Genomic DNA, 23,900 nt, shown 5'->3' with positions numbered 1-23,900 from the left:
GCTGAACAACGTGCCTTTATTTTCAAACTATTGAAGAAAATGCCTGAGATAATAAAAGAAATTAAAAGCCTACCGCAGTTTTCCTTAGTAACCACTGATGATGCTTTAGCGGAAGTTTGTATGAAAGCAGCATCAAAATCTGCTATTGCTTTAGATACTGAATTTGTCCGTGTTCGTAGCTATTATCCTAAATTAGGATTAATTCAATTATATGATGGCGAACAGGTAAGTTTAATTGATCCAACAAATATTCAAGATTTTACAGCTTTTCAGTCCTTATTAGCCAATCAAAATGTCTTGAAAGTGCTGCATGCATGTTATGAAGATCTAGAAGTCTTTCAGCATTACTATCAACAATTACCTATGCCGATGATGGATACTCAAATAATGGCTAATTTTTTAGGATTTCAAAATTCTATGGGGCTTGCGGCATTGATTAAACATTATTTTGATTTAGAAATTGATAAAGGAGCATCTCGTACGGATTGGTTAGCTCGTCCATTAACGGATAAGCAATTGACTTATGCAGCGGCAGATGTTTGGTATCTATTACCCTTATATGAAAAAATGTTATCGGTTTTAGCGTCTACAGAGTGGCAAAGTGCGGTTCATTTTGAGTGCAATTTATTGATTGAAAAACATACTAAATCAAAGCCATCAGAGAAAGCTTATTTAAATATTCCTTCTGCATGGCAATTAAATCCACAAGAGTTAATGCGTCTAAAACTTCTTGCCAAATGGAGACAAGAAGAAGCCATAAAAAGGGATTTAGCTTTGAATTTTGTTGTGAAAGCTGAACATCTTTGGCTTGTCGCTAAATATAATCCAAAGCATACTTCTGAATTATTAGACTTAGGCTTGGCGCCTAATGAAGTTCGTATTCATGGCAAGAAAATGTTACAAATACTTGAACAAATGAAACGGATTGATGAATCAGAGTATCCTTCTGAAATTATTAAATTATCAGATGATCCTCGATATAAACAAACATTAAAGGCTTTACAGAAAAAACTGAAAGAGATTACGCCTATGGGAATAACTCCAGAGCTGATTGCAAGTAAACGGAGTTTGGAGAGTCTGATGAAATGGGCTTGGTTAAGAAATCAAGATCCTAATAATCTTCCTGATCTTATGCGTAATTGGCGTGCTGAATTTGGAGATGCTTTGTTAAAATTGCTGTAGTGATAAGCTAAACTGCATAAATTAAATGAAAGTGCGGTATTTTTTTATAAAATTTTTATCATAAGGTTATTAAGATATAAAAAATTTGCACTTTAGCTAGTGGTTATTATGCCAATAGTTGAAGTGCAAATTATTATTTATTTAGAATAAACTTAATCAAGTTACATTTTTTCTACTGTTTTGATACCTAATAAATCTAAGCCTTGTTTTAAGGTTCTCTCTGTTAATTGAGCTAATTTCAAACGGCTTAATTTTAGAGTCTCTTCTGCATTAAGAATTGGGCAATGTTCATAAAAACTGGAGAATGTGCCAGCTAATTCATATAAGTAAGTACATAATACGTGAGGTGTACCTTCTTTAGCGACAATTTGTACGGCTTCTTCAAATTGTAATAACTTGATAGCTAAGGCTCGTTCTTTATCATCAGTCATTTGAATTTTGGCTTTACTAAGTGCAACGGCATCCACATCAGTTTTGCTAAAAATTGAGCGGATACGGGTATAGGCATATTGCATATATGGTGCCGTATTTCCTTCAAAACTGAGCATATTATCCCAATCGAAAACATAGTCAGTTGTGCGGTTTTTAGAAAGGTCAGCATATTTTACAGAACCAATAGCTACAGCTTCAATGACTTCCGCCTTTTCTTGTTCAGAAAGTGCGGTATTTTTTTCATTAATTAATAGGGTTGCACGTTCTACAGCTTCATCTAATAAATCTGCTAATTTCACTGTACCACCTGAACGAGTTTTAAATGGCTTACCATCTTTACCTAGCATCATACCGAAGTTTTGATGTTCAAGACTGAAAGAGTCTGGCACATAACCTGCTTTACGAGTAATCAACCAAGCTTGTTGCATATGTTGACTTTGACGAGTATCTGAAAATACTAATGCACGATCTGCGTGTAATGTATGGTAGCGATATTTCGCAGCAGCAATATCAGTTGTGGTATAAAGAAAACCGCCATCTTTTTTCTGCACGATGACGCCCATAGGATCCCCATCTTTATTTTTGAATTCATCTAAATAAACAACGAGAGCTCCGTCATCTTCAACCGCTAAGCCTTGTTTTTTTAGATCTTCAACAATACCTGGCAACATTGGGTTATATAAGCTTTCACCCATAACGTCTTTTTCGGTTAAAGTGACATTGAGACGATCATAGTTACGCTGATTTTGTTGCATCGTCATATCAACTAATTTTTTCCACATCGTGCGACAATATGTGTCACCACTTTGTAGTTTTACCACATAACTACGTGCTTTAACGGCAAATGCTTCATCTGAATCATAATGTTCTTTAGCTGCACGATAGAATGCTTCTAAATCGCTCAATTCCATGGCATCTGCATGCTCATTTTCCATTTTTTCTAAATAGGCAATAAGCATTCCAAATTGCGTTCCCCAGTCTCCTACATGGTTAGCACGAATAACTTTATTTCCCATGAATTCTAATGCACGAGCAACTGCATCACCAATGATTGTTGAACGTAAGTGACCCACATGCATTTCTTTTGCTACATTGGGGGAAGAATAGTCAATTACGACAGTTTGAGGATGAGCTACTTTGATACCAAAGTTTGGTACAGCTAGAGCAATATCTACATTTTTAGCCACCCAATCTTTATTTAAAAATATATTAATGAAACCAGGCCCAGCAATTTCAGTTTTTTCTGCTATTTCACTCAAATCAACGTTATTTAATACATTTTGAGCAAATTCACGAGGGTTTTGACCTAGCTTTTTAGCGGCTCCCATAATGCCATTAGCTTGATAATCACCAAATTGGGGTTTGCTTGACTGACGTACTAAGGGCTCGACATTTTGTTCAGCGCCAGCTGAAATCATAGCTTGTTTAATTTTATCCGATAAAATTGATTGAATATTCACTGTGAGATATACCTATATTATCATCTTATTGATTTCAAAAAATAATTCGTTATGATACCTTGCTTTGGGCAGTTATTAAAGATAAAGCGAGAAAAAATGCAAAATTTGAGTCAACAACATGAATTATTTAAAGCTCCGCCAGCTATTTATCATGATTTTCTGGCGTTTGAAGAAAAAATTAGTCAATTAGCTCAAACTATGAAAATTAATTTAGCTGATTTTCAAATAGACCATATGTCAATTAGAGTAAATACTGATGATATGGCAAAAAGTTGGCTGACAAGTTTATTAAAGTGCGGTAAAATTTTGAGCGATAATACTGTAAATGGTCGAGTTATCTATTTAATTCAATTAGATAATCCAATACTATTTATGGGGCAATTTATTGATGTTGTTGAATTGCCATTCCCTAAAAATAAATGTTATCCAATCGAATCTTGGGAACATATTGAAATCGTAATGCCTTTTTTGTTTAAAGAATCAACAGTTGAATGGGTAGAACGAATCCAAAACCAATTTTTATGGAACCAATCAAATAAATTATCCGTCAAAGTGGATGAACCTAAAGTTGATGGTGAACAGTTACCTAATCCATCAATTGCAGTGAGTTTTGCTAATAACTTGCAAAACCACACTTGTATTAAAGTTCATCCATTTCATATTAGAGATATTATTAAGGTTTAGTGAATATGAAAAAAGTTACTTTAGTATTAAGTGGTCTGTTAAGTTTAAGTTTGACAGCTTGTTCGACGAATCAGCAGACAGATAATTCTTCTTATAATGGTGAAATCGTTTTTAGCCAATTTGAAGGGCAAAATCTAAAATTAACCGTTCGTAATAATAATTGCAAACAACAAGAAGGTTCCGCTGAGAATATCGTTGTTTCCCAAGCTTATGACTCAGATCTACCTGTTGGAGCCTGTGTCAAAGTATCTAAAGATGAAAATGGTAATACTGTTGTTGATAATATTTCAAGATCTCCATCAAGATCTTGGTTATCAAGAACAGCGATACATTAATATTTTTAAGGATTACTAATAATGAAAAAAATTACATTAGTATTAGCGTTAGCACTAAGTTTAGGGTTAACAGGCTGTGCCAACACAGATGTTTATAGTGGTGATGTTTACACTGGTGCTCAATCCAAAGAAGCTCGTTCAATTAGCTATGGAACAATTGTCTCTGCTCGACCAGTACGAATCCAAGCTGATAACCAAGGTGTCATTGGTACCGTTGGTGGTGGTGCATTAGGTGGTATCGCTGGTTCAGCAATTGGTGGTGGTCGCGGACAAGCAATAGCAACTGTAGTAGGTGCTGTGGCTGGTGCGGTTGTTGGTAGTAAAGTGGAAGAAAAAGCAAGCCAAGTGGATGCATTAGAACTTGTAATTAAGAAAGATAATGGCAAAGAAATTGTCGTTGTTCAAAAAGCCCATGCATCATTAAAGCCAGGTGCTCGAGTTCGTATCGTTGGTGGTTCTACACTTAATGTTTCTGCAATCTAATTGTTGACTTGAGTATTTTAAGGCTTTTGGTATTAGATCAAAAGCCTTTATTATTTTCATTATCATAAGTAATAATATGGCATTTTCAGTACTCTCATCCTATGTGACATTTCCTATTAAAAGTGCGGTAATTCTTTCTTGTTTTCTAAGCATGACAGCTTGTGATCAAGTAAATTCATTTTGGACTAAAACGGCTATTGAGTTATCACCAAGTTCGCCGAATATTAGTAATTCGGCGGTAAATTTGTCAAAACAGATCCGAGCCCAGATTGAACAAGAAAAGGTTTTATTAGTTCGTGGTGTATATTCTGATCTTGTTTCTAAAGTGACAGATATCCATTCTGCTGATCAAGCTGATTTTCTTCGTGATATTTTAGAAGGATTAGTAATTTTTGATACTGCAGGAAATATTCAACCTGCAGTGGCAGAAAGTTGGACGACTAAAGATAGCAAGATTTGGACATTCACTTTACGTAAAGAGGCTAAATGGTCAAATGGTGAAGATGTAACTGCTCAAGATTTTGTTGCCTCTTGGCAGCAATTAGCATTATCAAAAAATCCACTTAAACAGTATTTAGCATTTATGCATATTAAAAATGCACAAGCTTTTTTTGAAGGAAAAATAGCGGTTGAACAATTAGGAATAAAAGCACTAGATGATAAACATCTACAAATAACTTTGGATAAAAGCCTTCCTTATTTTCCTAAAATGCTAGCACATATTTCATTATTACCTATATATTCAAAAGCTCAAGATAATGGTAATCATTTTTTTAGTAATGCCGCATACCAATTTGCTAAGCAAGAAAATGATATAATTAGTTTGATAAAAAATGATAAATATTGGAATGCTTCAACAGTTAAATTTGAATCAGTTAATTATAAAAAGATAACAGCTCAATCGGATCTAAATGGAATTGATTTAATCGTTGATAGCAAATTAAATGATATTCATGTTAAATATTTTCCTAAACTTTGCACGTATTTTTATGAGTTCAATTTGAAAGATCCTGTATTAAAAAATAAGGCAATTAGGGATGCTTTAAGTTCAATGGTTTCAGCGCATACAATAGTTCAAAATGAAAATTTAAATGTAAAGAATATTAGTCATTTTGTGCCAGAAAGTATGGACTTTGAACAAGATAGTGGATGGAATCCAACTGTCGTTGAACAAATTTTACAACAAGCTCAGTTTTCAGAAAGTAATCCATTGCATTTAAGAATCACCTATGAGCAGGATGGACTTCATAGCAATATTGCTACACGCATGATTAGAGCATGGTCACAATCAGATTTGATTACTGTTCAGGCAGAACCTGTCAGTTGGCAAGAATTACAAAATAAGCGAGCAGCAGGGGATTTCCAACTTATTCGTTCAGGCTGGTGTGCTGACTATAATGATCCTTCTGCCTTTTTAAATTTATTACAATCAAAAAATCCTGATAATAAAACAGGATTTAATAATCAAAATGTAGATAATTTACTTGAAAGATTGAATCAACATAATATGTCAGAAACTGACAGAAATGGCCTTTATCAACAAATTTTATCTATTGCCCAACAAGAGAAAGTTTTTTTACCTATTTTTCAATATATGCTCCCAGTATATTTAGCTCCTTCTTTACAAGGATATGATATAAATAATGTGACTGAAGTTATTTATTCAAAAGATCTTTCTCGTAAGAGTTTTAAATAGAGGTATTATTTTCGGGTTTTTTATGAGTAAGAAAACAAATTCTAAAATTTTTTTAGTGTTATTATTAGGAACATTGTCTGCATTTGGACCATTTATTACCGATCTTTATTTGCCTGCATTGCCTCAAATTGGCACATTTTTTAATACAACAGCTTCCATGACTCAGCTGAGTTTAACTACTAGTGTAGTAGGGCTATCTGTCGGACAATTATTTATTGGACCAATTAGTGATAAATTTGGTCGTAAGTTACCATTAATTATTTCATTAGTGGTATATATCATAAGCACAATAATGATTATTTTTGCAAAAGACATCAATCAGTTAATTTTTTTACGAGCTATTCAAGGTTTGGCATCATCAGGTAGCGTCGTGATTTCTCGAGCTATTGCGACAGATTTATATCGTGGTCGAGAAATGACTCGTTTTTTTGGTTTGCTGATGGCTGTAAATGGTATAGCACCAGTGGTTTCTCCTGTGATTGGTAGTTTATTATTAGAGATCACGGATTGGCGAGGTATTTTTATCGTATTAGCCTTAATTGGTATTCTATTATTGATGGTCTGCTTAGGTTTAAAAGAGAGTCTTTGCACGTATAATCGCTTGCAGGGTTCAATTTTAACTAGCTTCAGACCATTTATTCATATTATCAAAAATAAAGTTTTTATGACTTTTGTTGGAATGCAATCATTTTTAGTTGCCTCTTTCTTCGGCTATTTAGCTTCTTCAGCCTTTATTTTTCAAGATTTTTATAAGATAACAGCACTGAACTATAGTTTAATTTTTGCATTAAATGGTATAGCAATTGTCATTGGCGTGAATATTGCAGCTAAAATGGCTACTCGTAAAGCATTAAGTATTGGTATTTGGGGATTTTTAGCAGCAACTGTTTTTATTTCTTGTATTTTAATAAGTAAAGAGAATGTTCTATTATTAGAAATTGGCTTTTTTATTATGATGTTATGTTTTGGGCTAGTTGTACCTGGTTCTTCTTCGCTGGCTATGGATACTGAACGACAATATGCAGGCAGCGCCTCCGCAATACTAGGATTTTGTCCATTCTTTTTAGGTGGTATTGTTTCACCCTTAGTTGGATTAGGAAATTTATTTTATTCAACTTCATTTATTTTAGTATTTTTTTCTATATTAGGTGTGATCGCTTATAGAAAAGTTTTTTATTTAATAGATAACTAAATAGGTGTATTCGATATAAAAAAGGTGAGTTACATTTGCCCCTTTGTAGGTAATTGATTAAAATAACGGAGTTTTATAATTTTTTATGTGGGCATTAATTGGGGTGATTTTATTTTGCACCAGTAAATGTTGAAGTGATTTTCAAATGACAATTTTAGTTCTTGGTATTAACCATAAAACAGCGAGCGTTGCATTGCGTGAAAAAGTCGCTTTTTCTCCTGAAAAGCGAGTATTAGCTTTGCAACAAATTCAGCAATCTGAGTTAGCCCAAAGTGAAGTGATTTTATCTACCTGTAATAGAACAGAAATTTATTTGCATAATAAAAATATTTCTCCTGAAGCTGATTTAGAAAATAAAAAATGGCTTGAACAATGTGTTGATTGGTTTGCTGGTATTCATCAGCTTGATAAGAATGATATTAGAGATAGCTTATATATCAAGCAAAACCAAGCTGCTGTAAATCATCTAATGCGAGTATCTTCTGGTTTAGACTCATTAATTCTTGGCGAACCTCAAATTCTGGGTCAAGTAAAACAAGCTTATCAATATACAGAAGAATATTTTCAACAACAACATTTGCCCATCTCAAGTGAATTATCTCGTTTATTTCAAAAAAACTTTTCTGTTGCAAAACGTGTTCGAACAGAAACCAATATTGGCAATAGTGCGGTATCAGTAGCTTATGCAGCTTGTAGCTTAGCTCGGCAGATCTTTGAAGGGTTGAGAGATCTAAATATTTTGCTCGTGGGAGCGGGAGAAACTATAGAACTCGTCGCACGTCATTTATTACGTCATGGTGTAAAAAAATTAATTATTTCGAACCGCACTTTAGCTCGTGCAGAGCTATTAATTGAAAAATTAGAATCGAGTAATCCAATTCAAGTCTTATCTTTAGAACAATTGCAAGAAGGTTTAGATCAAGCAGATATTGTCATTAGCTCAACAGGAAGTCCTACCGTGTTAATTACTCAGGAAATGGTAAAACTGGCACAAAAAGTTCGTTGTGATAAGCCTATGCTTATTGTCGATATTGCCGTTCCTAGAGATGTTGCAGAGAGCGTGAATGAATTAGATAGTGTTTATCATTATACAGTAGATGATTTACATAATATTATTCAGCAAAATATGTCTGAGCGTGAGAAAGCTTCTAAAGAAGCAGAAAATATTATTGATCAGGAAGCTAATGATTTTTTTGAATGGATGAAAGTTCATCAATTTTCTAATTTAATCCGTACGTATCGTGAAACTGCCGAACAAACAAGACAAGAGCTATTAGAGAAAGCAATACAAGCGCTTCAACAACATGAAGATCCTGAAAAAGTATTGCAAGAGTTAAGTTATAAATTAATGAATAAATTAATTCACTCACCTACACAAGCGATGCAAACCATGATGAAATTAGGAAGTATTCAGGGATTACGTAGTTTTTCTAGTGCATTAGGTGTAGAGAAGACCGATATAAAATGAGAATTTATTTGTTTTTAGCGTTTTTGAAAGCTTTTATATTGTTCCCCTTATTTTTTGTCATCATTTATTCTATTTACTCAAGTATATTTTACTTGGCAATTTATTAAATTTATTGTACTCTTTAATCTCCCTATACGGGTAGAGGTGCGGATATTATTAGTATTTTTCCTGAGTGGATAACGTTGAAGGAAAATGAAAGGAATATTTGCCGAAATCAGTTAGGCGTCATCTTAACTGGTTGGGAGCGTTTTCGAAAGGAACGTTACTGCCATAGTATTTTTGATTAACTATGGAGCGCTACTAGTTTAGTGAGAGGATCGTTTCTTTGGTTTTTTCCTGCCTTATTAATCTCTCGATTACTTAATCTCAGTAGCTGTTCCTAATTTTTATATTTAGGTAAACCAATGCAACTTGCAGATTTTTCGACTTCTATTTGGTCTATATTGCCTCCTCTTCTGGCACTTGGCTTAGCAATTATTACTCGTAAAGTTTTACTTTCATTAAGTGTCGGAATTATTGTCGGTGCATTAATGCTATCTTCGGGTAATATTTTTGAAGGACTCAATTATTTATTTGATCGTGTTTCCTCATTAATGTTTAGTTTTAATGAAAATAATCAATTTGTATTAAATGATAATAATGTGAATATTATTATTTTCCTCTTATTGTTAGGAATATTAACTTCACTTCTTAGTGTATCTGGCAGCAATCAGGCATTCGCTGAATGGGCTCAAAAGCATATAAAAGGCAGACGTGGTGCTAAAATTATGGCAGCATGTTTAGTCTTTGTAACATTTATTGATGATTATTTTCATAGTTTGGCGGTAGGTGCCATTGCTCGTCCAGTCACTGATAGATTTAAAGTTTCTCGTCCCAAACTAGCCTATATCCTAGACTCCACAGCTGCGCCGATGTGTGTATTGATGCCTGTTTCTAGTTGGGGCGCATATATTATTACCCTAGTCGCGGGAGTATTAGCTGAACATTCAATTAGTGGTTATACGCCTATTGGCGCATTTATGTCCATGAGCGCGATGAATTTTTATGCTATTTTCTCCATTATTTTTGTTTTTATTGTGGCATATTTTTCTTTTGATATTGGACCAATGGCTCGTCATGAAAAATTAGCATTAGAACAGCATGATTTAAATGAAATTGAGCAAAATGTGGTGAAAGGTCAGGTACGTAATTTGATTTTACCTATAGTCGTATTAATCATTGCGACAATTGGTATGATGATGTATACAGGAAATCAGGTCTTATCAGCAGACGGAAAGCCATTTTCGGTGTTAGGCGCATTTGAAAATACTACTGTAGGTATTTCGCTCGTGACAGGTGGAATAAGTGCGGTATTAATTTCAACAATTTTAATTTTATTGGCTGGTAAACTAAATTTTTCAGATTATATCAAAGCATGGATGGCGGGTATGAAATCAATGTTAGGTGCTATTTTGATTTTATTTTTCGCTTGGACAATTAATAAAGTTGTTGGCGATATGCAAACAGGAACCTATTTATCTGGGCTAATTTCAGGTAATTTATCTCCGGCTTTATTACCTACTTTATTATTTATACTTGCTACAGTTATGGCATTTTCCACTGGCACAAGTTGGGGAACCTTTGGAATTATGTTACCAATTGCAGCAGCTATTGCTGTTAATGCTGCACCAGAACTCTTATTGCCTTGTCTATCAGCTGTAATGGCTGGCGCCGTATGTGGTGATCATTGCTCACCAGTGTCGGATACTACGATATTATCTTCTACTGGTGCTCAATGTAACCATATGGACCATGTAACAACACAGTTGCCTTATGCAATAATCTTAGCCGCTGCAACAATTTGCGGTTATTTGATGATAGGCTTTACAGAATCTCCATTATTAGGGTTTATTACTACGGCTGCTGTATTATTTGCTTTAATTTTTATCGTAAAAAAACGTTAAAACTGGTTATTAAAAATAAAATTTTTATTTTAGCTATTTTATAAAGTGCAACATTATGTTGCACTTTTTTATTATATGTATTTTATTTTATCCCGATAATTTGATTTTTTTAGTTTTTTATCCTGTTAAAAAATGTTTTCTGCAAAGAAAAATAATAGACAACTTCATCGCTATGAGTAAAACTGTAGTCATTAGATAGTATTTTTTGATAACAATAACAATGATTTTCTGAATGTTGGGAGGTGGCAATGAAAAAATTATCTGGTGCAGAAATGGTTGTACAATCCTTGAGAGATCAAGGCGTGAAGTATGTATTTGGTTATCCAGGTGGCTCTGTTTTGGATATTTATGATGCAATTCATACCTTAGGTGGTATTGAACATGTGTTAGTTCGCCATGAGCAAGCAGCTGTGCATATGGCTGATGGTTATGCTCGCTCTACAGGAGAAGTTGGTTGTGTGTTAGTAACCTCAGGCCCAGGTGCGACGAATGCAGTCACTGGAATCTTAACGGCTTATACCGATTCAGTCCCTTTAGTGATTATTACAGGACAAGTACGTAGCAATCTTATTGGAACAGATGCATTTCAAGAATGCGATACAATTGGTTTAACACGTCCTGTAGTTAAACATAGCTTTATGGTGAAACATACAGAAGACATTCCCTCAATTATTAAAAAAGCATTTTATATTGCCTCAACAGGACGTCCAGGTCCTGTTGTAGTGGATATACCAAAAGATATTATGAATCCTATGAATAAATATCTATATGAATATCCCAAAGAGGTTAGCCTACGTTCTTATAACCCTAATATTCAAGGTCATAAAGGTCAAATTAATAGAGCATTGAAGGCCTTGTTGGTGGCTAAGAAACCAATATTATTTATTGGCGGTGGTGTTATTATTGGTAACAGTAGTGAAAAAGTAACACAATTTGCTAAACAATTAAATTTACCTGTTACTTCATCATTGATGGGATTAGGTGGTTTCCCGGGGACGGATAGACAGTTTCTTGGCATGTTAGGTATGCATGGGACTTATCAGGCAAATTGTGCAATGCATCATGCTGATCTCATTTTAGGTATTGGGGTTCGTTTTGATGATCGAACAACAAATAATGTAGAAAAATATTGCCCAACAGCAAAAATAATTCATATTGATATTGATCCAGCATCAATTTCTAAAAATATTACCGCAGATATTCCTATCGTTGGCAGCGTGGATAATGTATTAACTGAATTTTTATCCTTATTACAAGATACCGATTTACTTAAATCACAATCAGATTTAAGTGATTGGTGGAAGGAAATTGATGCATGGAAAGCAAAAAATTGTTTGGAATTTGACCGCACTTCTCAACATATTAAACCACAAGCAGTCATTGAAATGATCTATCGTTTAACTAAAGGTGATGCTTATATTGCATCAGATGTTGGTCAGCACCAAATGTTTGTTGCATTGCATCACCCATTTGATAAACCTCGACATTGGATTAATTCTGGAGGAGCAGGAACTATGGGATTTGGTTTACCTGCTGCAATTGGTACTAAATTTGCGCACCCAGAAAGTACAGTGGTTTGTGTGACTGGTGATGGTAGTATTCAGATGAATATACAAGAACTATCAACGGCTAAACAATATACAACACCAATTGTCATCGTGAGTTTAAATAACCGTTTCTTAGGTATGGTTAAACAATGGCAAGATTTAATTTATTCAGGTCGACATTCTCAAGTTTATATGAACTCATTACCAGATTTTGCAAAACTTGCGGAGGCTTATGGTCATGTAGGTATTCAAATTAATGCGGTGGATGAATTAGAAGAAAAATTAACTCAAGCCTTTGCTATAAAGGATAAATTAGTCTTTGTCGATGTACTAGTAGATGCCACAGAAAATGTATACCCGATGCAAATCAGTGGCGGTGCAATGGATGAAATGCTCTTAGGTAAACCAGTGGAGAATTAATATGCGTAGAATTTTATCAGTTTTGTTAGAAAATGAATCAGGTGCGTTATCTCGTGTGGTTGCGTTATTTTCACAACGTGCATTTAATATTGAGAGTTTAACAGTTGCACCAACAGATGATCCAACCTTGTCTCGCATGACTATTGAAGCTTTTGGAGAGGCTCAAGTACTAGAACAAATAGAGAAACAATTGCATAAATTGGTGGATGTTTTTAAAGTCGTAAGTTTAAGTGATTGTGAACATGTAGAGCGAGAAGTGATGTTATTGAAGGTACGTGCTACAGGTGCATCAAGAGATGAAATTAAGCGATTAACAGATATATTTCGAGGACAAATATTAGATGTGACAACAAAATCTTATAGTATTCAATTAACAGGAACAAAAGAAAAATTAAATGCATTTATCAGTGCAATTAAAGAGGAAACATCCATAATTGAAATAGTTCGCTCTGGTTTAATCAGTTTATCTCGAGGTGAGAAAAACTGCTTATAGATTTTTTTCATAGTTTGCTGTTAAATTAGCTATAATTTCAGCAAACTAGTTAAATATTACAAATTAATCTCACTATTTTGAGAGGTAGATCATATATTTAGAAAGTTAGGCTAAAAAATTTTTTTAACTAAGGCTATAATCGTTTCAGCTATTCCACATTTTAAGGATAAAATATGAAATTAGATGAATTAGCCAAACTTGCTGGTGTATCTCGAACAACTGCCAGCTATGTTGTTAATGGCAAAGCTAAACAATATCGTGTAAGCGATAAAACGATTGAAAAAGTTCAAGCCTTAATAAAAGAATATGATTTTAAACCAAATGCTATGGCGGCTGGGTTACGGGCAGGGAAGAGTAATACCATCGGTTTAATTATTCCTGATTTTGAAAACTCCAGCTATGCAAAAATAGCTAATCAGCTTGAACAGCTATGTCGTGAAAATGGATATCAACTTTTAATCACGTGTTCTAATGACAGTGTAAATAATGAGTTAGAATGTGCTAAGCATCTATTTCAACGTCAAGTCGATGCGTTGTTTGTTTCTACAGTATTGCCAGCAGATAATCATTATTATCAGCAACACAATTTACCTATTATTGGTTTTGATCGTCATATTAGCTCAGATGGTATTGAAAATGTTCTTACCGATGATATTTATGATGCTTATGAACTGGCGACTCAATTAGTGAATCAGCAAAATTATAATTCTATCCTTTTTCTAGGTGCATTACCCGAACTCGCTATGAGTAAAGCAAGAGAAGAGGGCTTTAAAAAAGCCTTATCAGGGAAAAATATTAATGTAAATTATCTCTATGCCAATAAATTTAGAAAAGAAAATGCTGAACAGTTAGTGACAGAATGGATTAAACAAAATGGCGTTCCTGATGCTATTTTTTCAACTTCTTTAACTTTGTTACGGGGGTTATTAATTTCCTTTATAAAAGAATTTAAAGGAGTGCCAAAAGAACTTGTGATTGCGACTTTCGGTACTCATGAAATGCTTGAGTTACTTGAAAATAAAGTTATTTGTAGTATTCAAGATCATACTAAAATAGTTGAGTCTTTATTGGGTATTGCGTTACACAAAATGCGAATTAAAAAGTTAAATCAACCTCGTACAGTCATTCAAAGACAGCTGACTTATCATAATTGTTAATTAAAATGCCGAGTTATTTTACTCGGCATTTTTTCAGTAAGATTGAGAGGATTATTTTACTTTAACAATCCATCCCTCAGGTGCTTCTATATCACCAAATTGAATACCTACTAGCTCATCATATAGACGTTTAGTTACAGGGCCAATTTCTGTTTCTGAATAAAATATATGAAAGTGATCGTTTAATTGTACACCACTAATAGGAGTAATGACCGCAGCAGTACCACAAGCACCAGCTTCAGCAAATTTATCTAATTCAGCCACATAAACATCGCCTTCTTCTACTTCCATATTTAAACGCTCTTTTGCTAGATAAAGAAGAGAGTATTTAGTAATACTTGGTAAGATTGATGGAGAAATAGGTGTAATAAATTTATTATCTTTAGTAATACCAAAGAAGTTAGCTGAACCAACTTCTTCAATTTTGGTATGAGTCGCTGGATCTAAATAGATACAGTCTGCAAATCCATTTTCCTTAGCATATTTACCAGGATATAAACTTGCCGCATAGTTTCCACCTACTTTAGCTGCACCAGTACCATGTGGTGCTGCTCGATCAAAGTGAGTTGAAATTAAAAATTTACTTGGTGCAAGTCCGCCTTTGAAATAAGCTCCAACAGGGCAAACAAAAATAGAGAAAATATATTCAGTAGCGGGGTGTACACCAATATTATCACCTACCCCAATTAAGAACGGGCGTAAATATAAAGTGGCACCAGAGCCATAAGGACCTACCCATTCTTCATTCGCTTTGACTACTTGTTTACAGGCATCAATAAACATTTCTACTGGAACCCGAGGCATTAATAAACGATCGCAACTTTGTTGCATACGAAGCGCATTTTGATCTGGTCTGAATAATTGAATAGAATCGTCTTTGGTGCGGTAGGCTTTTAAACCTTCAAAGCATTGTTGACCATAATGTAGGGCTGGCGAACCTTCACTAATATGCAGAACATTATCCTTTGTTAATTCACCTTTCTGCCACTCACCATTTTTCCAATGAGCAATATAGCGATAGTCTGTTTTTATATATCCAAAACCTAAGTTTTTCCAATCAAGATCTTTCATTTTTTATCCTTATGCTGTGTATTACATATTTTATCGAATGTACACCATTATAGTTTGAAATAAAACAATTATTTAGGAAATATTATAAATTATCTGTGGTTACGAAAAGAGTTATGGTAATATATACATATTATTTTTCATTCTGGAACATAAAGCTAAAGATTGTGTCTTAGATAGGGATGAAAGAAAAAAACACCGCTCCAAAGAGCGGTGCATTACGAACCCAAATTTAGGTTTAAAATATACAGGAAGTTAAAATAAGTAACTAAAATTAAGTTACTTGAGTTCGGTTTCCCGAACAATATGCAAACACAACATAATACTTAATAAGAATAAATTCTTACAAAAAGGAATTCCTAATCATTAAGTACGGGCGCATTATAGGGAGGTCTGATGAGATGAACAAACGACTTTTTTTTATTTGAAACATTAAAAAAACTAATCCGAACAGTTTTAATTTAGTATAAACCAAAAATGATTAATTGGAAAGATAAAATGTTTAAACGATTGCCCCCCTTGAATTCACTAAAGGCATTCGAGAGTGCAGCTAGATTTTTAAGTTTTACAAAAGCTGCAGATGAACTTTTTGTGACTCAAGCAGCAGTAAGCCACCAGATTAAATTATTAGAAGATTTTTTAGGCATTAAGTTATTTATTCGAAAAAATAGAGCATTAGAATTAACTGAACAAGGAAAAAATTACTTTTTAGATATTTCTCCCATTTTGCAAAAATTAGCAGATGTAACAGGAAAACTCATGACTGAGGAAAATCAGCATTTAACAATTAGTGTACCGCAAAGTTTTGGTATTCATTGGCTTGTTCCTCGGTTATCTGATTTTAATCAACGCTATCCTGGTTTAGAAGTCAGAATTAAAAGTACTGAACAAGATGAAGGTTTATTGACCAATGATACTGATGTTGCGATTTATTATGGACATGGGAATTGGGATAATTTACAAGCAGAACGTCTTTCTACGGATAATTTGCTTATTTTAGCTTCGCCTCGATTACTAGCGGAGAAGCCAGTAAATAAAAAAGAGGATTTATTAAATCACACCTTGATTCATGTGTATACTCGAGATAACTGGCAAATGATGGCGATAGCTTTAGGCGTAGATAATTTAAATATTCAGCATGGCCCGTTATTTAGTCATACTTTTATGGCATTACAAGCTGCTGTGCATGGGCAAGGTATCGTATTAGCTAATAGTATTCTGGCCCAACAAGAGATGGATAAAGGTAATTTGCAAGTAGTGTTACCAATGGAATTACATGATCCTAAGTCTTTTTATGTGGTCAGTGATGCAAATCGTATTAAAGATCCGAATATCATTGCCTTCCGTGAATGGATTATGCAAGAAATGCAAATTAGCAAAAATTAACAAAAGAGAAAAACTTGAATAAATTAGTATTATATTGCCGTATTGGCTTTGAAAAAGAAGTCGCAGCTGAAATAACAGATAAAGCTGCAGATAAAGGGATTTTTGGTTTTGCACGAGTTATTGATAACAGTGGTTATGTTATTTTCGAATGTTATCAAGAAGGAGAAGCCGATCAGCTAGCTCGAGAGATACCATTTAATCAATTAATTTTTGCACGTCAAATGATAGTTATCTCGGATTTATTGAGAAATTTAGATCCAGCAGATCGTATTACTCCAATTGTACAAGAATATGAGAAAGTTGCAGAACAGGTGAATTTTCGTCAGACAACCGAGCTTTTTGTTGAAACGGCAGATACTAATGAAGCGAAAGAGCTCTCTACATTTTGTCGTAAATTTACCGTGCCATTACGCCAAGCCTTACGTAAAAAAGGTTGGCTAGGTTTTAAAGAAATTAAAAAAAGTGGGTTAACTTTTCATGTTTTCTTTATTGAGCCTAATTGTTGTTATGTAGGTTATTCATACAATAACAATCATTCTCCAAATTTTATGGGAATTTTACGCTTAAAATTCCCATCTCAAGCACCAAGTCGTTCAACCTTAAAATTACATGAAGCGATTCTCACTTTTTTATCTAGAGAAGAAGAACAAGCTAGAATGAATGAGAATATGTATGGCGTAGATTTAGGTGCTTGCCCAGGAGGTTGGACTTATCAGTTAGTAAAACGAGGTTTATTTGTCTATGCGGTTGATCATGGAAAAATGGCAGCAAGTTTACATGATACAGGGCGAATCGATCACTGTCCTGAAGATGGATTTAAATTTCAGCCACCGAAACGTAGCAAAATTGATTGGTTGGTTTGCGATATGGTAGAACAACCTATTCGAGTTGCTGCTTTGATTGCTAAATGGTTAGTCAATGAATGGTGTCGTGAAACTATTTTTAATCTTAAATTACCGATGAAAAAACGTTATTTAGAAGTACAAAACTGTTTGCAATTAATTACAGATGCGCTAGATAAAGTAGAGCTCAAATATAAAATTCAAGCTAAACATCTTTATCATGATCGTGAAGAAATTACAGTTCATATTTCCGTCAGAAAAGCATAAATAGAACGCCATCATAAGATGGCGTTCTAATTTAAAAAGTGCGGTTGAATTATGAAAAATTTTTATTTATTGACCGCACTTTTATTCGGAGTAACGAATTAATCCTTCTTGTTGAGTGGTTGCAATAAGGCGACCGGATTTATCAAAAATTTGACCTCGGGCTAAACCACGAGCGGCATAAGCATTATTGCTTTCAATGGCGTAAAGCAACCAATCATTTAAATCAAATGAGCGATGGAACCAAATACTGTGGTCAATAGTGGCAACTTTCATACCTTGTTGTAAAAAACCTTTCGCATGAGGGTGGAGTGCAGTCAAAATACAATGAAAATCAGAGAAGTAGGCTAACAAACATTTTTGAATATTTTGATTGTGTGCTACTTTTCCATTTGCTTTCACCCATGCATATTGTTCTGGGGGTAATTCCTTTCCATGAAAAGGGTTATTAATATATTTTGCTCGAATATCAAAAGGACGCTCAGCAGTAAATTTATCACGCACCGCCTCAGGGATATATTTTGCAGCAGCTTGTAAAGCCTCTGATTCAGAAATAAAGTCTTCAGGTGCACCAACATTGGGCATTTTTGTTTGATGCTCGAAACCTTGCTCTTCTATTTGGAATGAGGCGGTTACATGGCAAATAGGGTGACCATGCTGAATTGCTTTTACTCGTAATGCAGTAAAGTTACGGCCTTCACGTAAGGTTTCTACATCATAAATAATTGGGTGTTGGCTATCTCCAGGTGCAAGGAAATATGCATGACAAGAATGAAGTAAGCGATTTTGTGATGCAACTTGCATTGCCGCAGAGAGCGCTTGAGCTACCACTTGTCCACCAAATACTTGGCGGAAACCTAAATCTTGGCTATGACCTCTGAAGAGAGCATCATCAATTTGTTCTAATTTTAGTAATTCAATTAGGTTATTTAAAACTTCTGACATAATTTTCCCTTGGTAATTTATGATGTGCATAATTTTTCGCCTGACAAGTATAAACCTTAGAGAAAGATTTGCAATCCTAGGGGAGTTATAGCATAATGAGCGCCACTAACCACTCGGTTAGCTCAATGGAGACTCTTTCGGTTCCTCGCAATGATGTCTGGTTTACCCGGTCAGGTTCGGAAGAAAGCAGCCAAGGTCAGAATTTTCGTGTGCCGAGATCAAGCTGGGAGGGTTTCCGCCCAACTTTCTCTTTTCTTATTAAATTCTCTCTACTAATCCTTTAAAGAAACCTTGTTGTTTATTGATTAAATCTTTATATGAACCTTGTTCTACCAAATTACTATCATCGATCACACAAATTTGATCAAATTGTTCGAGAGCCGTTAAACGGTGGGTGACCATCACTAAGGTTTTATTTTCACAGTGTTTTAGAATCATTGCTAAAATTTTACGCTCAGTTTCTCGATCTAAGCCTTCAGTTGGTTCATCTAATAATAAAATAGGCGCATCATTTAAGAGTACTCGTGCTAAACCCAAACGGCGTTGTTCACCGCCAGATAATGGGCGTCCACCATCACCAAGCCATAAATTTAAATCTTGTTCTTGATCCAATAATTTATCTAAGCCTACTTGACATAATACTTCACGCATTTTTTCATCAGTTATTTGGGTTTTATTGGCAATTTGTAAGTTATTACGTAAGGTATCACTAAAGGTATGAACTCGTTGTGTCAAGAAACAAATTTGCTCACGTAGACAACTTTCTGTATAAACGGAAAGCTGTTGTCCAGCTAATAAAATTTCGCCTTGAGTTGGGGTATAGTTTCTTACTAAAAGTTGTAATAAGGTAGATTTACCACTACCAGTTTTACCGAGAATTGCGAGTTTTTGACCTTTTGAAATAGTCAGATTGATTTCCTTGAGTGCAATAGTTTCACGTTCAGGATAAGTGAAAGAGAGATCTGTTATTTCAATTAAGTGTTCTGTGGGAAAAAGTGCGGTTTGATTTCCAGAAAATTTTACTAATGCAGGTTGTTCAATAATTTCAGTAACACGCTCCGCAGAGGCAATAACTTGACCAATATGCAAGAAAGCTGCACCTAATGGCATTAGAATTTCAAAGGAAGCGAGAGCTGCAAAAGCAAGTAAAGCTAACAGCGCGGCTTTATATATTCCTGCACCTAAATCGGCATAAGCGGCAAAATATAGGGTGAAGGATAAAATTAAGCCATTGGCGAATAGCAGAATAGCACTGGATAATCCAGAAAGATTAGCTTCTTGCTGTTGGTAAGATTGCCATTCAGCTTCAGTTTTGCTCAAACCTTGTTTTACTTTATCTTCAGCATTGAATAACAATAATTCTGCTTGTGCTTGAATAAATTCTACAAATTGAGAACGATAGGTTGCACGAGAACGGGTAAGTTGCTGACCAAATTTTGTTCCTAATTTATAAAAGACTGTGGGAATGATCAATAGCAAAATAAATAAGCTAATCCCGATAAATAAAGCAATGGGTAGATTAATAAAACTTAAGCCAATTGTCATACCTGTGATGACAATAATTGCACTAATAAATGGAGCAATAAGGCGAAGATAAAGGTTATCTAAGGTATCAACATCCGCCACTAGACGATTCAATAAATCAGAATTACGGTAGCGATTTAATACCGCTGGGCTTAAGGGAATAATCTTACTAAACACTTGTATGCGCAATTTAGATAAGATTCTAAAGGTGGCATCATGAGTTACGACTTTTTCGAAATAACGTGCGACTGTCCGTCCAATGGCTAATCCACGAACGCTCGAAGACGGGTAGAAAAAGTTAAATAATGTGCCTGCACCAGCAATAGCCGTAGCAGCAAGAAACCAGCCAGATAAAGTAAGTAATCCAATACTAGCTGAAAGCCCAACAATCATTAGGATTATACCTAAGATTAATGGGAATTTAGCATGTTTAAATAAACCTAAAAAGGGAAGCAGTGAACGCATTTTTATCCTTTAAAATTTTCTAAAATTTGACCGCACTTTGATAAATGCTAGAGTTAAAACTGTTCTATGAAATATCTTGATTTCGTTGAGCTAATAGTTCAGCAAAATAGCCTTGTTGTTCCAATTGTTCAAACTGCCCTTGTTGAACAATTTCACCTTTTTGCATAACCAAAATTTGATCACACTGTTTTAAATCTTCAATACGGTGCGTGATCATTAATGTAGTTTGACCTTGGCTAATTTGATTAAGTGCTTGTAATACCTGATTTTCAGATTGAGCATCTAAGCTTGCTGTAGGTTCATCTAATAACAATAATGATCCTTTGCGTAATAAAGCTCGAGCAATAGCTAAACGTTGTGCTTGACCTACAGAAATCCCAAAGCCACCATCTTTAATTTCACTGGCTAAACCTAATTTATCGGTAAATTCTTTCGCTTTTGCTTGTGATAAGGCTTGCTCTATTTCTTGCTCATTTGCTTGAATATTACCGAGTAATAAATTTTCAAGAATACTGCCTTGTAGTAATAATGGGTTTTGCCCTACCCAGGCAATATGTTGTCTCCACTCAGTTAGGCTGAGTTCATTTAATTCTATACCATTAATTTTTAAACTGCCTTGATAAGGTAGAAAGCCTAAGATCGCATTCATTAATGAGGTTTTTCCCGCACCGCTTTGTCCTACTAATGCGGTATGGCTTAATGGTGCTAAACGGAAATTTAATGGTTTTGTTAAGGCTTGTTTTTGCGGAGAAAGTACTACTAAATTTTCAGCTTCAATTTCTACTGCCGTTTGCATAGGCAATGTTCGAGTTTGTGTAGATTGAGTATTTAAATTATCTTGTTCTAAAAATTCAACAATGGCATCAGCCGCACCTATCGCAGCAGCACGATCATGATAATATGTACCGAGATCACGCAATGGTTGATAAAATTCTGGTGCAAGAATTAAGCAAAAAAATCCTGCAAATAATGTTAAACCTGTACCATAAGAACCAAAATTAATTTGACCTAAATAGCTAAAACCAAAATATACCGCCATAATCGCAATAGAAATAGATGTGAAAAATTCTAGAACTGCAGAAGATAAAAAGGCAAGTTTAAGTACATCCATTGTTGTTTTTCGATAAGATTCTGTGGCCATTTCAATATGGTTTGTTTGCTCATTTGCACGATCAAATAAACGTAAAGTTTCTAAACCACGCAGGCGATCCAAAAATTGTGCACTTAAGCGGGCGAGTGTAGACATGTTTTTCTGACTGCTATCAGCGGCTGCGATTCCCACAATAATCATAAATACAGGGACTAATGGGGCAGTTGCCATTAAGATTATCCCTGCTGCCCAGTTAATTGGGAAAACAGCAATCAAAATGATCATTGGGGCAATGACTGATAACATTTGTTGAGGAAAATAACGAGCGTAGAAGTTATGTAAATTTTCTACCTGTTCTAACATAATGCTAGCCCAAGCACCAGCAGGTTTATTATTGATCGTTGCAGGCCCTACTTGGTGAATTTTATTCAGAATTTTCTGACGGATAATATTTCGCAATTGTTGACCGCACTTAAAGCCAATTCGTTCACGAACCCATAAAATTAATGCACGTAAAGCAAAACCAATAATTAAACTGATAAAGAGAGGCATTAATTCTCGAGGTGAACTATTTAGCATAATTAAATGATCTAATAGTGTAGCTAATAGCCAAGTTTGTCCGACTAAAATAACCGAAGATATGCTAGCTAAGAGAATATTTAGGCTAAGTAATTTTTTTACAGGTTTTTGCTGAGCACCTAGCCATTTAAAAAGGTAGCGTTGACGCGACTTTTCCATAAGTTTTTGAGTATATAAGTAAATAGTAAAAGTGCGGTAAATTTTACCGCACTTTTTTGTTTTTAAGAAAGATTAAATTAATTAAGATTCCAATGCATCTAAATAGCGTTCTGCATCTAGGGCTGCCATGCATCCTGTACCAGCAGAGGTAATGGCCTGACGATAGTTGTGATCCATGACATCACCTGCGGCAAATATACCTTCAATAGAGGTTGCTGTGGCGTTACCATCTAGACCAGATTTTACAACCACATAACCATTATTTAATGCTAGTTGATTTTGAAAGATTTCGGTATTTGGTGCATGACCAATGGCAATAAAGACACCTTCTAAATAAAAGTCTTCAGTATTACCTGTTTGCACATCTTTTAAACGAACACCAGTTACTCCCATGTTATCACCTAAAACTTCTTCTAAAGTGCGGTGAGTGTGAAGTATAATTTTTCCTTCTTCAACTTTTTTATTTAAACGATCTACTAAGATCTTTTCAGCTCGAAAACTATCTCTACGATGAATTAAATGAACTTCGCTTGCGATATTAGCTAGATAGAGTGCTTCTTCAACTGCGGTATTGCCACCGCCGACAACAGCCACAGGCTTGTTACGATAAAAGAAACCATCACAAGTCGCACAAGCAGAAACACCACGACCTTTATATGCGGCTTCTGATTCCAAACCAAGATAACAGGCTGATGCTCCAGTCGCAATAATTAAAGCATCACAACTGAAAGTATTTACATCTCCATATAATTTGAATGGTCGAGTAGAGAAATCTACACGATTAATATGATCAAAAACAATTTCAGTATCAAATTTTTCTGCGTGTTGTAACATCCGTTGCATCAGCTGCGGGCCTGTAGTATCACCAAAGTCTCCAGGCCAGTTTTCAATTTCAGTCGTTGTAGTTAATTGACCACCTTGTTCTAAACCTGTGACTAACACTGGTTTTAAATTAGCACGTGCAGCATAAATTGCAGCAGTATATCCCGCTGGGCCTGATCCTAAAATAAGTAATTTGCTATGTTTAATCTCTGACATAAATTTCTTTTCCTGATGACTATTATTATCGACAAGTTTATGCATTAT

The 23,900-nt window shown here is 34.7% G+C and carries 19 protein-coding genes, 1 other RNA gene and 1 riboswitch; of the genes, 14 read left to right on the top strand and 6 right to left on the bottom strand.

Annotated features, from left to right (window positions below):
* Window positions 1-39: 39 nt before the first annotated feature.
* On the top strand, window positions 40-1,182 hold the full coding sequence (gene rnd, locus BN1226_RS10385; RefSeq protein WP_044471141.1) for a ribonuclease D: 1,143 nt from the start codon (window positions 40-42) through the stop codon (window positions 1,180-1,182).
* Window positions 1,183-1,343: 161 nt separating this feature from the next.
* Here rnd and argS read toward each other — a convergent pair whose 3' ends face one another.
* Complete coding sequence (gene argS, locus BN1226_RS10380; RefSeq protein WP_044471140.1) at window positions 1,344-3,074, bottom strand: arginine--tRNA ligase; 1,731 nt, start codon at window positions 3,072-3,074, stop codon at window positions 1,344-1,346.
* 96 nt (window positions 3,075-3,170) lie between these two features.
* On the opposite strand from argS, the gene BN1226_RS10375 reads away from it, so the two are divergent.
* The 10 genes from BN1226_RS10375 (at window position 3,171) to cra (ending at window position 14,492) form a co-directional block, all read left to right on the top strand.
* Entirely contained in the window at window positions 3,171-3,758 is a 588-nt protein-coding gene (locus BN1226_RS10375; protein ID WP_005758817.1) for a VOC family protein, read from the top strand.
* Between the two features lie 5 nt (window positions 3,759-3,763).
* On the top strand, window positions 3,764-4,093 hold the full coding sequence (locus tag BN1226_RS10370) for a hypothetical protein (protein ID WP_044471139.1): 330 nt from the start codon (window positions 3,764-3,766) through the stop codon (window positions 4,091-4,093).
* A 21-nt stretch (window positions 4,094-4,114) separates the two neighbouring features.
* The gene (locus BN1226_RS10365; RefSeq protein WP_044471138.1) at window positions 4,115-4,576 is read left to right on the top strand and encodes an outer membrane lipoprotein; all 462 of its coding nucleotides are present in this window, start codon (window positions 4,115-4,117) and stop codon (window positions 4,574-4,576) included.
* A 76-nt stretch (window positions 4,577-4,652) separates the two neighbouring features.
* Window positions 4,653-6,272 (top strand): peptide ABC transporter substrate-binding protein, encoded by a 1,620-nt coding sequence (locus BN1226_RS10360; RefSeq protein WP_044471137.1) that lies wholly within the window; start codon window positions 4,653-4,655, stop codon window positions 6,270-6,272.
* A 22-nt stretch (window positions 6,273-6,294) separates the two neighbouring features.
* Window positions 6,295-7,464, top strand: coding sequence for a multidrug effflux MFS transporter (locus tag BN1226_RS10355; protein ID WP_044471136.1), 1,170 nt, complete (start codon window positions 6,295-6,297; stop codon window positions 7,462-7,464).
* A 145-nt stretch (window positions 7,465-7,609) separates the two neighbouring features.
* Window positions 7,610-8,932, top strand: coding sequence for a glutamyl-tRNA reductase (hemA, locus tag BN1226_RS10350; RefSeq protein WP_044471135.1), 1,323 nt, complete (start codon window positions 7,610-7,612; stop codon window positions 8,930-8,932).
* 131 nt (window positions 8,933-9,063) lie between these two features.
* Window positions 9,064-9,240: riboswitch (Lysine riboswitch) on the top strand.
* Window positions 9,241-9,336: 96 nt separating this feature from the next.
* Entirely contained in the window at window positions 9,337-10,875 is a 1,539-nt protein-coding gene (locus tag BN1226_RS10345; protein ID WP_044471134.1) for a Na+/H+ antiporter NhaC family protein, read from the top strand.
* Between the two features lie 248 nt (window positions 10,876-11,123).
* Window positions 11,124-12,842 (top strand): acetolactate synthase 3 large subunit, encoded by a 1,719-nt coding sequence (locus BN1226_RS10340; RefSeq protein WP_044471133.1) that lies wholly within the window; start codon window positions 11,124-11,126, stop codon window positions 12,840-12,842.
* 1 nt (window position 12,843) lies between these two features.
* Window positions 12,844-13,335 carry an acetolactate synthase small subunit gene (gene ilvN / locus BN1226_RS10335; protein WP_005758939.1) on the top strand — a complete coding sequence of 164 codons (492 nt, stop codon included), beginning with the start codon at window positions 12,844-12,846 and terminating at the stop codon, window positions 13,333-13,335.
* Window positions 13,336-13,508: 173 nt separating this feature from the next.
* Window positions 13,509-14,492 carry a catabolite repressor/activator gene (gene cra / locus BN1226_RS10330; protein ID WP_044471132.1) on the top strand — a complete coding sequence of 328 codons (984 nt, stop codon included), beginning with the start codon at window positions 13,509-13,511 and terminating at the stop codon, window positions 14,490-14,492.
* Between the two features lie 51 nt (window positions 14,493-14,543).
* On the opposite strand, the gene BN1226_RS10325 is transcribed toward cra, so the two are convergent.
* Complete coding sequence (locus tag BN1226_RS10325) at window positions 14,544-15,563, bottom strand: branched-chain amino acid aminotransferase (protein ID WP_044471131.1); 1,020 nt, start codon at window positions 15,561-15,563, stop codon at window positions 14,544-14,546.
* A 495-nt stretch (window positions 15,564-16,058) separates the two neighbouring features.
* Between BN1226_RS10325 and BN1226_RS10320 the strand changes: the two genes are divergently transcribed.
* Complete coding sequence (locus BN1226_RS10320; RefSeq protein WP_044471130.1) at window positions 16,059-16,946, top strand: transcriptional regulator GcvA; 888 nt, start codon at window positions 16,059-16,061, stop codon at window positions 16,944-16,946.
* A gap of 14 nt (window positions 16,947-16,960) precedes the next feature.
* Window positions 16,961-18,055 (top strand): 23S rRNA (cytidine(2498)-2'-O)-methyltransferase RlmM, encoded by a 1,095-nt coding sequence (rlmM, locus tag BN1226_RS10315; RefSeq protein ID WP_044471129.1) that lies wholly within the window; start codon window positions 16,961-16,963, stop codon window positions 18,053-18,055.
* An 81-nt stretch (window positions 18,056-18,136) separates the two neighbouring features.
* On the opposite strand, the gene tesB is transcribed toward rlmM, so the two are convergent.
* Entirely contained in the window at window positions 18,137-18,997 is an 861-nt protein-coding gene (tesB, locus tag BN1226_RS10310; RefSeq protein WP_044471128.1) for an acyl-CoA thioesterase II, read from the bottom strand.
* Window positions 18,998-19,132: 135 nt separating this feature from the next.
* On the opposite strand from tesB, the gene ffs reads away from it, so the two are divergent.
* Window positions 19,133-19,229: signal recognition particle sRNA small type (gene ffs, locus BN1226_RS10655), an RNA gene on the top strand.
* Window positions 19,230-19,255: 26 nt separating this feature from the next.
* Here ffs and cydC read toward each other — a convergent pair.
* The 3 genes from cydC to trxB form a co-directional block, all read right to left on the bottom strand.
* Entirely contained in the window at window positions 19,256-20,986 is a 1,731-nt protein-coding gene (cydC, locus tag BN1226_RS10305; protein ID WP_044471127.1) for a heme ABC transporter ATP-binding protein/permease CydC, read from the bottom strand.
* A gap of 64 nt (window positions 20,987-21,050) precedes the next feature.
* Entirely contained in the window at window positions 21,051-22,814 is a 1,764-nt protein-coding gene (cydD, locus tag BN1226_RS10300; RefSeq protein WP_044471126.1) for a heme ABC transporter permease/ATP-binding protein CydD, read from the bottom strand.
* A gap of 81 nt (window positions 22,815-22,895) precedes the next feature.
* The gene (trxB, locus tag BN1226_RS10295) at window positions 22,896-23,852 is read right to left on the bottom strand and encodes a thioredoxin-disulfide reductase (protein WP_044471125.1); all 957 of its coding nucleotides are present in this window, start codon (window positions 23,850-23,852) and stop codon (window positions 22,896-22,898) included.
* Window positions 23,853-23,900: the final 48 nt, after the last annotated feature.

This window comes from Mannheimia massilioguelmaensis, from assembly GCF_000940515.1.
GTDB lineage: Bacteria > Pseudomonadota > Gammaproteobacteria > Enterobacterales > Pasteurellaceae > Basfia > Basfia bettyae.
The sequence above is the reverse complement of the archived record's forward strand: the minus strand, read 5'-3'. Positions and strand labels throughout refer to the sequence as shown.

What these genes read in the sequence shown, in the direction of transcription:
- BN1226_RS10340 (WP_044471133.1), top strand. Translation starts at nt 11,124, where the DNA reads ATGAAAAAATTATCTGGTGCAGAAATGGTTGTACAATCCTTGAGAGAT.
- hemA (WP_044471135.1), top strand. Translation starts at nt 7,610, where the DNA reads ATGACAATTTTAGTTCTTGGTATTAACCATAAAACAGCGAGCGTTGCA.
- ilvN (WP_005758939.1), top strand. Translation starts at nt 12,844, where the DNA reads ATGCGTAGAATTTTATCAGTTTTGTTAGAAAATGAATCAGGTGCGTTA.
- BN1226_RS10345 (WP_044471134.1), top strand. Translation starts at nt 9,337, where the DNA reads ATGCAACTTGCAGATTTTTCGACTTCTATTTGGTCTATATTGCCTCCT.
- cydD (WP_044471126.1), bottom strand. Translation starts at nt 22,814, where the DNA reads ATGGAAAAGTCGCGTCAACGCTACCTTTTTAAATGGCTAGGTGCTCAG.
- BN1226_RS10355 (WP_044471136.1), top strand. Translation starts at nt 6,295, where the DNA reads ATGAGTAAGAAAACAAATTCTAAAATTTTTTTAGTGTTATTATTAGGA.
- BN1226_RS10370 (WP_044471139.1), top strand. Translation starts at nt 3,764, where the DNA reads ATGAAAAAAGTTACTTTAGTATTAAGTGGTCTGTTAAGTTTAAGTTTG.
- BN1226_RS10325 (WP_044471131.1), bottom strand. Translation starts at nt 15,563, where the DNA reads ATGAAAGATCTTGATTGGAAAAACTTAGGTTTTGGATATATAAAAACA.
- cydC (WP_044471127.1), bottom strand. Translation starts at nt 20,986, where the DNA reads ATGCGTTCACTGCTTCCCTTTTTAGGTTTATTTAAACATGCTAAATTC.
- trxB (WP_044471125.1), bottom strand. Translation starts at nt 23,852, where the DNA reads ATGTCAGAGATTAAACATAGCAAATTACTTATTTTAGGATCAGGCCCA.
- rnd (WP_044471141.1), top strand. Translation starts at nt 40, where the DNA reads ATGCCTGAGATAATAAAAGAAATTAAAAGCCTACCGCAGTTTTCCTTA.
- BN1226_RS10365 (WP_044471138.1), top strand. Translation starts at nt 4,115, where the DNA reads ATGAAAAAAATTACATTAGTATTAGCGTTAGCACTAAGTTTAGGGTTA.
- BN1226_RS10320 (WP_044471130.1), top strand. Translation starts at nt 16,059, where the DNA reads ATGTTTAAACGATTGCCCCCCTTGAATTCACTAAAGGCATTCGAGAGT.
- BN1226_RS10375 (WP_005758817.1), top strand. Translation starts at nt 3,171, where the DNA reads ATGCAAAATTTGAGTCAACAACATGAATTATTTAAAGCTCCGCCAGCT.
- tesB (WP_044471128.1), bottom strand. Translation starts at nt 18,997, where the DNA reads ATGTCAGAAGTTTTAAATAACCTAATTGAATTACTAAAATTAGAACAA.
- cra (WP_044471132.1), top strand. Translation starts at nt 13,509, where the DNA reads ATGAAATTAGATGAATTAGCCAAACTTGCTGGTGTATCTCGAACAACT.
- BN1226_RS10360 (WP_044471137.1), top strand. Translation starts at nt 4,653, where the DNA reads ATGGCATTTTCAGTACTCTCATCCTATGTGACATTTCCTATTAAAAGT.